The 13,955-nt window shown below is 37.0% G+C and carries 10 protein-coding genes and 1 pseudogene; 8 read left to right on the top strand and 3 right to left on the bottom strand.

The genetic code is table 11. From position 1 onward, the window contains the following. The first annotated feature begins 4 nt into the window (after positions 1 to 4). Positions 5 to 739: a hypothetical protein gene (locus tag ACFXN8_RS11340; RefSeq protein ID WP_386845132.1), complete on the top strand. Its 735-nt coding sequence runs from the start codon at positions 5 to 7 to the stop codon at positions 737 to 739. Positions 740 to 1,056: 317 nt separating this feature from the next. On the opposite strand, the pseudogene ACFXN8_RS11335 reads toward ACFXN8_RS11340, so the two are convergent. Then, positions 1,057 to 2,031, bottom strand: a pseudogene (locus ACFXN8_RS11335) (beta-propeller fold lactonase family protein); the annotation flags it as partial. Positions 2,032 to 2,790: 759 nt separating this feature from the next. On the opposite strand from ACFXN8_RS11335, the gene ACFXN8_RS11330 reads away from it, so the two are divergent. Both ACFXN8_RS11330 and ACFXN8_RS11325 read left to right on the top strand, forming a co-directional pair. Continuing rightward, positions 2,791 to 3,321, top strand: a complete 531-nt coding sequence (locus tag ACFXN8_RS11330; RefSeq protein ID WP_134025177.1) for an NfeD family membrane protein — start codon at positions 2,791 to 2,793, stop codon at positions 3,319 to 3,321. Between the two features lie 15 nt (positions 3,322 to 3,336). Further along, positions 3,337 to 4,890: a flotillin lipid rafts scaffold protein FloT gene (locus tag ACFXN8_RS11325; RefSeq protein WP_376078247.1), complete on the top strand. Its 1,554-nt coding sequence runs from the start codon at positions 3,337 to 3,339 to the stop codon at positions 4,888 to 4,890. A gap of 49 nt (positions 4,891 to 4,939) precedes the next feature. On the opposite strand, the gene ACFXN8_RS11320 is transcribed toward ACFXN8_RS11325, so the two are convergent. Together ACFXN8_RS11320 and ACFXN8_RS11315 are read right to left on the bottom strand one after the other, a co-directional pair. Continuing rightward, complete coding sequence (locus ACFXN8_RS11320; protein WP_376078245.1) at positions 4,940 to 5,482, bottom strand: GNAT family N-acetyltransferase; 543 nt, start codon at positions 5,480 to 5,482, stop codon at positions 4,940 to 4,942. An 18-nt stretch (positions 5,483 to 5,500) separates the two neighbouring features. Beyond that, positions 5,501 to 6,325, bottom strand: a complete 825-nt coding sequence (locus tag ACFXN8_RS11315) for a methyl-accepting chemotaxis protein (protein ID WP_386845129.1) — start codon at positions 6,323 to 6,325, stop codon at positions 5,501 to 5,503. A gap of 759 nt (positions 6,326 to 7,084) precedes the next feature. Here ACFXN8_RS11315 and ACFXN8_RS11310 point away from each other — a divergent pair. From ACFXN8_RS11310 to ACFXN8_RS11290, 5 genes are all read left to right on the top strand, one after another. Further along, positions 7,085 to 8,311: an MFS transporter gene (locus tag ACFXN8_RS11310; protein ID WP_386845127.1), complete on the top strand. Its 1,227-nt coding sequence runs from the start codon at positions 7,085 to 7,087 to the stop codon at positions 8,309 to 8,311. A 134-nt stretch (positions 8,312 to 8,445) separates the two neighbouring features. Next, positions 8,446 to 9,084: a peptidylprolyl isomerase gene (locus tag ACFXN8_RS11305; RefSeq protein ID WP_386845125.1), complete on the top strand. Its 639-nt coding sequence runs from the start codon at positions 8,446 to 8,448 to the stop codon at positions 9,082 to 9,084. A gap of 265 nt (positions 9,085 to 9,349) precedes the next feature. After that, positions 9,350 to 10,471, top strand: a complete 1,122-nt coding sequence (locus ACFXN8_RS11300; RefSeq protein WP_376078287.1) for a tyrosine-type recombinase/integrase — start codon at positions 9,350 to 9,352, stop codon at positions 10,469 to 10,471. A 14-nt stretch (positions 10,472 to 10,485) separates the two neighbouring features. After that, positions 10,486 to 12,597, top strand: a complete 2,112-nt coding sequence (locus tag ACFXN8_RS11295; RefSeq protein ID WP_386845123.1) for a tyrosine-type recombinase/integrase — start codon at positions 10,486 to 10,488, stop codon at positions 12,595 to 12,597. After that, complete coding sequence (locus tag ACFXN8_RS11290) at positions 12,590 to 12,970, top strand: DUF6262 family protein (protein ID WP_376078231.1); 381 nt, start codon at positions 12,590 to 12,592, stop codon at positions 12,968 to 12,970. The genes ACFXN8_RS11295 and ACFXN8_RS11290 overlap by 8 nt, the downstream gene beginning before the upstream one ends. The last annotated feature ends 985 nt before the right edge of the window (positions 12,971 to 13,955 follow it).

The raw sequence follows: 13,955 nt of genomic DNA, 5'->3' as shown, positions 1-13,955 counted from the left end.
TGGAATGCACGGAATTTATATACGCTATAATGTCTCAGAAGAAACCTCAGCAGCAAAATGGCCCCAAAAAATGGATGCATTTGCGTATGTTCAACGAGGAAAGCCACAACAAGACAATGACAACTTGCTGTCGATGGAAGAGCTAAAAAGCCACGCCATTCGCTATATTAAAAGCTTAAAAGACAATGCAAGTGATCATTTAGTAGAGCAACGCAACGGTGAAATTGAGCACTTCGATCGACGCTATATCGAATCCTTAAAGCTAAAGGAAAGCATCGATTCACAGCTTATTAATCTAGAAGAAATTCGTTTACTTTTACAGTTAATGAATGTATTAAATTTATCACATGGTTTTGGAGAAAATGCTGGAAAGCTACTACGTCAGATTACCCCATATGCAAAAGAGGTAGAGCATCCGACATTCCAAACTACTCGTGTTGAACGACATTTTTATTCAGAATTAATTGAACAAATTGAAGCTGTATATGCCCGAATTATGCGTCAACACAACCCATCAACGACTGAAATGCAGAAATCAGAGAAGCTATGGACAGCAGTTTGTGAGCAAGCTATTGAAAAGGTAGAATCACGAATTGAACGCTTGTCTTCTATCAAGTTAAAACATGAGAAAAATTTACTAGATTTTAATCAATTAAAACTGCAAAATGTCGAGGCAAAGGAACGCCTGGATATTGCTGTCAATGATCTTGATGCTATTTTAAATGTATTAGAATCCTAAAGGCTTTATTAATGACTATATAGTACGGTTTGAGTGGGGGTAGCTATGAGCTAGCCCCATTTTTAGCCTTATAATAGCACGGTCAAATGTGTCGCTTGAATCAGAAGAACTACCAACACATTTAGAAGGCAGTGATCAATAAGGAACTAATATTCCCTAGATGTGACAAATCGTGTGATCACAAGTTCGCGTTAAACATTTCAAGGTAGCCAGACTAAAATCGAAAAGACATACTTCAATTGCCTAAAGGCAACTGAAGTATGTCTTTTTTTATACAGATGAACAAGGGAAGGTCCCCTGCTTGAAACCCTCGACACCTAGGATTCTGAAGTCAGACAGATTGTTCCGGTTTTTATACCCGTAGGACCGTTAAATCCTGGAATTGTATCGATTACTGTATTTGTTTCTATATCTATGACAGACACAGTATTGTCAAGTTGATTTGTAACATAAGCAAGTGTTCCGTCCGGCAAGATGGTTACTTGGTCAGGGGATAATCCTACAGGGATTGTAGCAATCACCAAATTTGTTGCTGTACTTATGACAGATACAGTCTTACTACCTTTATTGACAATGTAAACAAGTGTTCCATCAGGTGTAATGGCTGTTCCAACAGGTCCTGTTCCCACAGGGATTGTAGTAAATACCGTATTTGTAGCTACTTCAATGACAGATACTGTGTTACTAGATTCATTTGTAACGTAAGCAAATTGTCCGCTTGGTGTGAAAACGATAGATCTTGGGCGAAGTCCTACAGGGATTGTAGCAACCACAGTATTTGTAGCTGTATTAATAACTGATACTGAATTTGAGTTTTCGTTTGCAACGTAAGCAAACGCACCATCCGGAGTAAAAGCGATGCCTTGAGGTTGGAGCCCTACTGGAATAGTAGCGGTTACTGTATTTGTAGCTGTACTTATGACAGATACAGAGTTAGCTCCAAGTCCATGATTTGATACATAAACAAGTAATCCATTTGGTGAAATTGCTACACCAAGAGGCTGAAATCCTACCGGAATGGTAGTGACTACAGCGTTTGTCGCAGTATTAAAAACCGTTACATTATCCGAGAAGAGAGCTGGAACATAACCAAATTCTCCATTTGGTGTAATCGCTACTTCTAGAGGAGCAGTTCCTACTGGAATGGTAGCGACTATAGTATTTGTTGCCGTATCAATTACTGATACCATATTATCAGGAGTTTCTTGCTGACCTGCGTCTGTAACGTACACTAAAAAATGACAAGCTGGAGGGGGTGGTGGTTCAGGTATAAATGGTGGTTTACAACGACAAGGGCAACAAAAACCACAACAATGACAATGACAACTTGGATTTGATTTAAATTTGAACCTTATAAAATTTTCATGTTCTTTCCTCACATTGCACACCCTTTCTAATATATTTGATAATGATACATTGATACTATATGCAAACAGATTTATGTTGCTTGTACGTTTTACCTAAACCAAATACTTCTGTGTCGAATGGTTGGTTATATTAGTTGCCGAGTATTGTTTGATTCCCCAATTATAGTGTTTGCTGGTGATTCTTCGAAGGGTTCTTTAACCGTATTAAATGTACTAGAATATAAGAAAAGCATGTCAGCCGATTGGAGCTTATAAATAAAGCCCAATTAGTGACATGCTTTTTATTTTCGTAGACAGAAATCGACGGATAGTCATAGCGTGAGGTTGATTTCCGTTCCGACTAAAGGCGCATTCCCGGGGGTGTCCGATGAGCCGCTTCACTCGCGTTCCTCTATTGCTGATCCCCAAGGAGTCGCCCAGTCGTAACGAAGATCAACTAATATTATGGTAATGTTTAGCAAAAGGTATCCCAACTTTTGGTGATGAGTGAGCCTCATGCAATATCTCCTTAAATTGTCATTATTTTTTATGGTAACATGGTTCTATTTCCAGAGAACAATAATACTATAAGAGATTAACTATTTCATAATCTATCATTAAAAATTAAGAAAATATGAAAAATTACGAAACTTTCCGCAGGCTGTATCCGTATAGTAAGTAATACAATGAAAAGGGGTGAACAACTTGACGCTATTTGGCTATTCACTCGAGCACATCTTTTTAGTGGGATTAATATTTGGGGGCCTTGCAACTCTTTTATTTACGTTTTTTAGTGATGCTGTCGAGGGCATTGGAGAGGGGCTACCGATTTTTAATCCAAGTGTCATTCTATCTTTCATTACGTTGATGTCAGCAACAGGATTTATTTTAGAAAAACTAGCCTTTTTCCCTAGCGTTTGGAACATTGTTGCTGCTTGTATTATCGGAGCTATTTTAAGTGCACTATTTTATTTATTCGTTCTTGTTCCGCTACGATCGGCCGATGTCTCTTTAGCTTATACGGAAGAATCGCTTGGTGGCCAGTTAGGAAAGGTCATTGTCCCAATCCCGACAGACGGTTTTGGGGAGGTAGTTATTGAAACGACTAGCGGAATGATTTCGAAGCGAGCAACAGGTTTTGACAATGAGGCTATCGATTACGATACGACGGTACTTGTTGTAGAAGTGAAGGAAGGAACACTGTTTGTGAGATCTTATGATAAGAAATTTTTATAAAGGAGCGATATTTATATGTCAACGGAAATTTTAATTGTTATAGGGATTGTAGCATTTGTTTTAATCGCACTAGTTGGACTGTATGTGACTAAGTATCGTACAGCGGGTCCTGATGAAGCACTGATTGTGACAGGTAGCTATCTTGGCTCAAAAAATGTACATAAAGATGAGTCAGGAAATCGTATAAAAATTATACGAGGTGGCGGTACATTTGTATTCCCGATTTTCCAGCAGGCACATCCATTAAGCTTATTGTCAAGTAAGCTTGATGTAACAACACCTGAAGTGTATACGGAACAAGGTGTACCCGTTATGGCCGATGGAACAGCTATCATTAAAATTGGTGGTTCCATTTCTGAAATTGCAACGGCAGCGGAGCAATTTTTAGGAAAGCAAAAGGAAGAGCGTGAAAATGAGGCGCGTGAAGTATTAGAAGGTCATTTACGTTCAATCTTAGGTTCAATGACGGTTGAGGAAATTTATAAAAATCGTGATAAATTCTCTCAGGAAGTACAACGTGTTGCATCTCAGGACTTGGCGAAGATGGGTCTGACAATCGTATCCTTTACGATTAAAGATGTACGCGATAAAAATGGCTACTTAGAATCACTTGGTAAGCCACGTATTGCACAGGTTAAACGTGATGCAGATATTGCTACTGCAGATGCTGATAAGGAAACACGTATTAAGCGTGCTGAAGCATCGAAAGAAGCTCAAAAGGCAGAACTTGAACGTGCGACAGAAATTGCAGAAGCCGAAAAAGAAAATCAATTAAAGGTAGCAGAATTCCGTCGAGAGCAAGATATTGCAAAAGCTCGTGCAGACCAAGCGTATGAGCTAGAAACGGCACGTGCAAAGCAGGAAGTAACTGAACAGGAAATGCAAATTCGCATTATTGAACGTCAAAAACAAATTGAATTAGAAGAAAAAGAGATTTTACGTCGTGAGAAGCAATACGATTCAGAAGTTAAGAAAAAGGCTGATGCTGATCGTTACGCTGTCGAGCAAAATGCAGCGGCAGACAAAATGCGTGAACTAGCGCAAGCAGATGCGGAGAAATACCGTATCGAATCATTAGCAAAAGCTGAAGCAGAGAAAATTCGTTTGGACGGTCTTGCGAAAGCGGATGCTGAGCGTGCAAAAGGGGAAACAGATGCGGATATTATTCGTCTTCGTGGTCTTGCTGAAGCCGAGGCAAAACGTAAAATTGCAGAAGCCTTCGAATACTACGGTCAAGCAGCTGTCCTTGATATGATTGTACGTATGATGCCAGAATATGCGAAAGAGCTTGCGAGTCCACTTGGCAATATCGATAAGATTACTGTTGTTGATACTGGCGGTGGGGAAGGAAGCGGCGGTGCCAATAAAGTAACTGCCTACGCAACGAATTTAATGTCAACATTACAGGAATCGTTGAAGGAAACTTCAGGGATTGACGTGAAAGAACTAATTGAAAGCTATGCAGGTAAGCATACATTGCGTCCTGAGCTAGAACAAATAGCAGTAGGCTTAGGAAAGCAAGAACCCGTTACAACGCAAGACGAGATAAAAGAAACAGTTGAACAATAATAAACTATAGCCGCCTGATATCTATGATATCGGGCGGCTATTTTTGCTTCTATTTTTCCTTCCACTCGCTAGCGAGCATACCATAAGCAACATGGTCAACATAATGATCGTAAAGCCATTCTGCCGCACGGATCGTTCCCTCTTTTGTAAAGCCTAGTCGCTCAGGGATAGCTCGGCTTTTTGTGTTGCCCACAGCAGCACGAATTTCGACCTTATTGAGCTGTAAATCCTCAAAAGCATATTGTAATAATGCCTGTACGGTCTTTGTCATAATACCATGCCCTTGAGCTCCTTCACTGAGCCAATAGCCAATAGCAGCGATTTTATTGCTATGATTTATCGTGTTGAAGCCAGCAACGCCAACAATTTCATTTCGAAAAATGATAACAAGAGAGAGGCTACTATTTGCTTCATGTCCTTTTATACAGCCCTCTATATATGTTGTTGTATCGGCTATTTCTTTTGTGAAATCTAGCCATGGCAACCATTCACGTAAATATGCTCGTGATGCATCTGTTAAGGAAAAAACAGCATTAGCATCTTCTAATTCGATAGTACGTAAAAATAATTCTGGATTCATTGTAATTTGCAATGTTTTTTCACCTCATTATTATTTTAAGGCATCATGCATAAAGCCCTTCATTTCACGACTAAGAACTGTTAATTCCTCAATAATTTCACTGAAATCTTGAACGAGCTGAGCCTGTTCGTTTGTTGCGTCATTGACTTGCCCCATATTTTGCTTAAGGTTTTCAAGGTTTCTATTTATATTCCGTAGGGAAGTTTCAATGTTTTCAGTGGCGCTTGATGTTTCGAAGGAGAGTTTTCTAACTTCCTGCGCAACGATGTTAAAGCCAGCGCCATGCTGCCCCGCACGAGCCGCCTCAATAGATGCATTTAAGCCGAGTAAATTGGTTTGGCGAGAAATGCTTTTTATTAAATCTGTGACTTCATTTGTTTTCTTTGAATCTTCAAGGGCGTGCTGTGCTTGTTTGTTAATTTCCTCACTTGTTGCTGCCAATTCCTCTGAATGTGAGGCTATTGTATGTACTTTGTCCTGTAGGCTGTTTACGATGCTATCCATTGTACCCATATAATCCTCGAGTTTAAGCTCGTTGTCGATAGGCAATCCAAATGCTAGAGCACCTACGACTTTACCATTTTCACGGATTGGAAACGAAAAAGCATTGATAGCAACTCCGTATAAATCCTCTGGTATAACGACATCAGCATTTTTCCCACTAAAGGCAATGAAAACATTTTGGTCATTCGCATTTACTTTTTGTCCATCTAGATAGCCTGAATCTACACGTTTGCCAGCTAAGTATTTTACAACGGTTTCACTTTCCTTCTCAACGACAGCCACGATTGCTTCTTCCTTTAATGCAAGGTGGATATAGGGTGCTGAAAGAGCTAAAGCTTCAATAATCTTCATATAAATTCCTCCAAATCTGTGCAATGAAAATAGTTTAGTCATCGGAGCTTATTTACCAATGATTGCTAGATGATTACTTTCACTGTAACACAATATTTGCCAACTCAAAATAGATAAAAACCAATTTTTTATGAAGAAAATATGGCTTTAGTCACGGGTAGATTATCAAATATAGATAGGTTGATTGGAGTGGAGACTGGGCGACTCCTCGGGGATTAGCAATAGAGGAACGAAGGCTAAAACCATCATGTCCTGTAATAACGCCTTCGTGACCAACATCCTGTTGCCCCGACGCCCCCAGGAAGCTTTGCTCTGTGCGAAAGCGAAGCGTCAGCAACAATGTTTTATCTGCGCGAAAGCGAAGCGTCAGCAACAATGTTTTATCTGTGCGAAAGCGAAGCGTCAGCAACAAAGCGCCCAGTCGGAACGGAAGTCAACAACACGTTATGGCAATGATTTAAATTCTTTCAGCGGTTGTCCAAACATCCGCTGAAAGAATTTAAAGCCTCCGGCGGATGTCACGGAATCGGAAAGGAATTCACATAGGATGTTAGCCTAAGATCATCGCATCCATGCGATAACGGCTAACTGACCTGCGTCACGCAAGCCTAAGCACAAAGCCGATTCCGGACGCAATTATGCCGAGGCATAATTGATACGGTGGCAAATTCGTCTATTTTGTGACAAACAATCGTGAGTTTTGAAGATTATTGTATTAGAATAATAGTAACATTAGAAGTATGTTAAGGAGAGAGAGAAATGGATTACATTCAAAAAGGGACTAAGGCGTTTCATAAAGCAAACTGGGCTTTATTTTTAGCGGGTTTTATTACCTTCGCCAACTTATATGTGACACAGCCATTATTACCAACATTTGCGAAGGAGTTTCATGTATCACCAGCTATTGCGAGTTTAACGCTTTCTGTGACAACCTTTGCGTTATCCATCAGTATGATTATTGTTGGCTCATTCTCGGAGGCATGGGGCAGGAAATCTTTGATGACGATTTCTATTTTTGCGGCATCTATTATTACGCTTGCCCTTGCCTTTTCTCCTAATTTTGAAACGATATTAGTGTTACGTGTTATACAGGGTGTTGTTTTTGCAGGATTGCCAGCAATTGCGATGGCTTATTTAGGGGAGGAAATGGATCCATCTAGTTTAGGTATTGCAATGGGCTTATACATAAGTGGTAATTCGGTAGGTGGGCTTAGTGGTCGAGTTATTATAGGGACATTAACGGATTTTTACAATTGGCAGGTGGGGATGATTGTACTGGGTGTTATCAGTCTTATGATTAGTGTGTTATTTATTTGGATGCTACCTAACTCCAAGCATTTTACAGCTCGTCCATTACAGATGAAATCATTGACGATATCTCTTTTGCAACATTTAAAGGATCTATCCATGCTTTGTCTTTTTGGTATTGGCTTTGTATTAATGGGGAGCTTTGTGACTCTTTATAACTACATTGGCTTTAAATTGATGGCGCCGCCTTATAATTTAAGTGCTACGATTGTTGGCTGGATTTTTGTGATTTACTTAGTAGGTACTTTTAGCTCTGCTTGGTTCGGGAGTCTAGCTGATCAATACGGTCGTCAAAAGATGCTGTTATTGTCCATTGCAATCATGTTCACAGGGGCAATTTTTACATTAAATGGGCTACTTAGTTTGAAAATAATAGGGATTACAATCTTTACATTTGGCTTCTTTGCAGCGCACTCGATTGCCAGTGGCTGGGTAAGTAAACGAGCCACTCATGATAAAGCACAAGCTTCTTCTCTCTATTTATTTTTCTATTATTTCGGTTCAAGTGTTGGAGGAACGGTAGGGGGTGTGTTCTGGATGCACTTCGGCTGGGGAGGCGTGATTGGTATGATCGCTGTATTTTTAGTCGTTGCATGCTTACTTTCATTTGTATTAAAGGTGATTATTGCTAAACAACGCATTGTAGCAGGGCAAAAGGAATCTCGTTCGCATCCATAATCAGTAGTTTGTTTGAGGCACCATTTGATAGTTTTATATTTTGAATATTTTCATCGACTTTTATAAAAATGATTTGTCGTATATTATCTGATAGTATAATGAGTAGACTGGTTATAAAGAGGAGTTGAAAGAATATGTTTGCACGTAATAAAGGATTTTCTTTTGTCTTTGCTTTGCTGGCGGTAGTGCTGGTTTTGACAGGTTGTGAGGGCAAGAAATCGGAAGAAAATGCGGATTATTCATCAAAAGTGAAGGAAAATCCAATTGTGACGATTACGATGAACAATGATAAAAAAATCGTCATCGAATTAGAGCCTTCTAAAGCGCCGAATACGGTAGCTAATTTTATTTCATTAGCTAAAAAAGGTTTTTATGATGGTCTTATTTTCCATCGAATTATTCCTGATTTTATGATTCAAGGTGGAGATCCTTCGGGTAATGGTACGGGTGGACCAGACTACTCGATAGAAGGTGAGTTTTCATCGAATGGTTTTAAAAATGATTTGAAGCATGAACGCGGTGTCATTTCAATGGCTCGTTCAAATGATCCAAATTCTGCGGGATCACAATTTTTCATTATGGTAAAGGATGCATCAGATCTTGATAAAGAATATGCTGCCTTTGGGAAAGTAATCGAGGGAATGGAAATAGTAGATGCTATCGTTGCTGCTGAACGAGATGGTGCAGATAAACCATTAAAAGATCAGCAAATGAAAAAGGTAGAAGTAGATACAAAGGGCTTTGATTACCCAGCTCCAAAGGTACTAAAATAACAGATTTGTAAATCTGAAACAAAAAAGCATGAGAGATCAATTTTTTAAATAGACTAAACTAAAAAGAGGATATTATGTTCAATATATGAGCATATATCCTCTTTTTTCATGCATATTAGATTTATTAATTAGATGTTGAAATATTAGTATAATATGTATAGAATAATATAGAACAAACGTTCGTTAATTGGTGAACTATCCCATAGCTAGATATAATCAGTTATAAGAACGAACGTTACTATTACTTTTTGGAGGGTGAAGTGCTATTAGAGTTCAAGAGGTTATTTTGGAAAATAATATTAAAAGGTATATATTGCTCGACCAAGAAGGAGTTCCTGTACTAGCAGTCATGAGATACATAAAGTATTTAGATAAGACGGGAAAAAGCTCTAATACGCAGAAAACATATTGTTATTCCCTAAAGCATTTTTTTACCTATTTAAAAGAAGCTAATAAAAATTATAAACATATTCGGCTAGAAGATTTGGTTGATTTTGTGGGGTGGTTAAGGAACCCTTATGGAAGTTCTAAAGTCGCTTCGATTAAAAAAGAAAAAGCAATACGAACAGAAAAAACTATTAACCTAACCATTACAGTTATAGCAAACTTCTATGACTATTTATTTCGAAATGAAGAAGTACAAAATGACATGATGGAAAAGTTGATGAAACAAGTGTTCACAGGAGGTTATACACGTTACAAAAGTTTCTTACACCATGTTAATCAAGATAAGCCATCCACCAGAAACGTACTTAAATTAAAGGAGCCACGTAAAAAAGTAGATACACTAACAAAGGAACAAGTACAACAAGTATTGCAAGCAACTACTAATATCCGAGATACGTTCCTCATTCAGTTGTTGTTTGAAACGGGATTGCGTATCGGAGAGGCTATTGGTCTCTTTATGGAGGATTTTATATTTGACCTTCAAAAAGGACACCGGATTCGCCTTGTTGACCGAGGGGAATTGGAGAACGGTGCTAAGTTAAAAACTGGAGAACGAGAGATATATGTGTCACAATCCTTAATGGATTTATATGATGATTATTTGTACGAAGTGATTGATGAATTAGATTTAGATTCAAACTTTGTTTTTGTGAAAATACGAGGTAAAGATGTCGGAAAACCAATGGAATATTGGAGCGTAGAATCTCTATTTAAGCGTTTAAAAAAGAAAACAGGGATAAGCCTACACCCTCACCTATTTCGCCATACACACGCTACAATTTACTATCAGAAAACAAAGGATATTAAACAAGTGCAAGAACGATTAGGACACGCTCAAATCCAAACAACAATGAACTTGTATCTACATCCTTCTGACGAAGATATTCGAGAAGATTGGAATAAGGCACAATCTGCATTTAACCTAAAGAAAAATAACTAGAAGGAGTTACTTGGATGAAACAAATCAAGATTGTTGGATCAGAAGAATTAGGATTTTATGAAGGTTTAGAAAAAGAACTTTCAACTTATTTTGAAAAAACAATACACGAAGATGGTCGGGTAACAGTTGAACAAGTAAATAATTCCCATTTCTTCGTCAACGACAAATGGAATATCGATGTTATAGGTGAAATTAAGCAATTCAAAGAAGTGGTAGGTAACTATAAGAATACAAACAAAAACATTCATTTTCGATTCAATAATCCCATGATTAATTTAGAAGTGAAATACGTTTATTATCAACAATTATTTAACGATTTATGGACAGTCCAGAATGCCTTTGCGGCTCAATCCCCATTGAAACGGGTAACGGAGTTCATAAATGAAAAGCACCCCGAACTATCCTCTTTATTGAAGTTGGATATTGAAAAAGCAGAAAGTGAGTATTTATTTTGGTTGAATGAAAAAGGAATCCAAACCCAAAGAATAAGAAGAAGTCTGATTAGCAAAGATAGAATAGGTAAATCCGCGGTTGCAGGCTTTCTAAGGATTATTTATATAGCCTTCTCGCAATACACAGATAAGGGAGAAGAATGGGGAAAAGATAGATGGGATATTCGTAATTTACATGATAGATACGGAATTCATTACAATAAAAGCCAAACACACTATTATCTTAATTTCTCAAAGATACCTAATACAATTAGTGAGCAAGTCAAAAGGTATTTTAAACAACGCTTACTTAGTAAAAATGGATTCTCGTGGGGTACAGCATTAAATTACATGAAATCTCTAACATCTTTTTTTACATTTATTTTTACACTAGAACCAGTATGGCAAGATTTAAAACCTTTAAAGCGAAAACATATAGAAAAATACATTGAATATCTACATGAATATTCTCAAACTCAACTGACAAGAAGGAATGCACATCCCGAAATGTACATACAAAAGGCATTATTTATTGTAGGAAAATTTCTTGAAGACATTCAACGATATGAGTATGAGATGGCTCCTGAAGTGCATGCACGACTCTTGGTTTTTCCTGAAGATAAGCCTAAACTGCGAAAAAAATCTATTGAACAAATTGATTACATTCCCGACTTTGTTTTAGAACAACTCTTCTTTCATCTAGACCAATTACATAAAAATGTCGTTCCAGTAGTTTGGGTGGCGTTTAAAACAGGACTTAGAATATCAGATGTATTAGGGCTAACCTCTGATTGCTTAGTAAAACTTAATGGTCAATACTCCATTGAAACCGATATTGAAAAAACCTACGTAAAAGGTCATCGTATTCCAATTGATGAAGATTTAGCGGGAATCCTTGCGGTTCTAATCAACAATTCAAAAGAACTTAGCAATCAAGATAACAATCCTAATAGGTATATTTTTGTTCGCTATCGTGGTAATCGAAAAGGACAACCATATAGTCAGCACTTCATTAGACACGGGCTGAACTTATTGGCAAAACAAGCAAACATCACTGACGAAAATGGCGATCTATTCCATTTTAAGACACATCAGTTCCGACATACCTATGGGGTGAAAATGATAAATGGCGGTGCAGACATTCTGACAGTACAGGAACTTTTGGCTCACGCTTCTCCAGAAATGACAATGAGGTACGCCAAGTTATTAGATGATACGAAAAGAAAAGCGTTTGAATCGGTTATGAAACAAGGTGTATTTAGCTTTGATTTAAATGGTGAGGTGCAAGAAATAAAAGCAGGAAAAGATATACCCACAGACATATTGGATGCCTTATGGCAAGACCATAAGCTAAACGCGATGGACAACCCATATGGAACATGTCACGCTCGTCTAAACGGTAATTGCCCTCATATGGAAGCACCACCTTGTCTTACTTGTGGCGACAACCAAACACCATGTAAAGACTTAGCTGTAGGTTTTTCAGAATTAGATAAGCAAAAATATGAGTTGCACATTAAAACAACGACAAAAGCAATTGAAATAGCAAAACAAAGAGGACGAGAAGATATAGCTGAGAAAAACGAAAAAAATTTACATCGTTACCAAATTGTTTTAAATACCCTTCAAGAAGGAAGTGTCATCTTTGGTAGACAAGAACGTATGAAAAGAAAGTTAGGTGCAAATAATGGCTGAATATGACCGTTCTGCTCATTTAAAAGACATTCACGCCAAGCGTAAGGCTAACACCTATCAAAAGGTAGATGAAGCTATTAAAAGGCTTATACGTGCTAACGAAAATATTAATTTTAATAGTGTTTCTAGTGAAGCTGGAGTGTCGAAAGCAACACTATACAACAACAAGGATATTCGTGAAAGAATTGAAACGTTAAGGCAACAACAAGCACAAGTACCCACACCTAAACAAGTGAAGCGAGAAATGAATGAAAATAATAAAGACGCCCTTATTGAATCTTTAAAAAGAAAAGTCAAGAAATTGGAAAGTGAAAATAAAGAACTAAGAGTGCAATTGAAATTTTCTTATGCAGAGGTGTATAAAAAGTTATGATTGTAAAACGATAATATAGTTGTTTAATTTTGATATAAAAATATAAGAGCCTTGCTACAATTTAGTGTGCAGTAAGGCTCTTTAAGTTGTGCAATTTTTATCCATTTAAAGGAAATTGTACTCAAAAATCATTAATAAAGTGTTTCTTTAAAATAATGTTTGATCAAAAATATCTCACAAACCCACATCTTACATTAAATTAAAAGAAACCGTTTTGAAAAAAGATTGATCAAAACGGTTTCTTCCTCTGTGAAGTATTGTTTAATTTTTATAAAAAAGTTTGATCAATTTCTGATTTAAGGCTAAGTCAGATTAAGGGATGGGAAGAATAAAGAAAACGACTGCCATAAAGCAGTCGTTACTACATACTATTTAAACCCTTGCTAAGCTATATTTCTTAAGCTACGAGTTATATTTGCTTAAAATTGAATTAGTGTACCATTATTAAGCATGATATTAAAAAGATTGAAATAATTTGGATAAGATGTTCCCTTTAAATGAATATTCAGTTGAAATAAAAATGTAGAAATTATGAATTAATTGTTGTAACTAACATATATATATAATAAAATAATTTACATAAATGGGATTTATACTTTAATTTCCAGATTTAAATCTTTAAGAAGGAGCATCAATATGTCAAATATGCATGTTGGAGATATAATTGCAAACATTGTTTCGTTAGGTGTATTTATAATACCGATAGTAGTAATTGCTATCTTGATAATCTATAAAATCAAACGTAAAGGAAAAAATGTTTAGGGGCCTTTTCCAAAAAAACAGAGGAATTAGACAGTAGTTTTAAAAAAGTAGATAGAAAATAGTGACCTCAATTTAATTTACATTTGAGGTCACTCATAGAGCCTAAATTAATTTTTATAAAAATGAACTCACTAACGTCGCATAAATTTTAATTGAATTTTCTGTTTTCTGTTTCTTCCGTTTTTGAAGAAAATAAAAGACTCTCAAATAGAGATAGTAAACA

Source organism: Lysinibacillus sp. NPDC059133, from assembly GCF_042755925.1.
Taxonomy (GTDB): Bacteria; Bacillota; Bacilli; order Bacillales_A; family Planococcaceae; genus Lysinibacillus.
The sequence above is the reverse complement of the archived record's forward strand: the minus strand, read 5'-3'. Positions and strand labels throughout refer to the sequence as shown.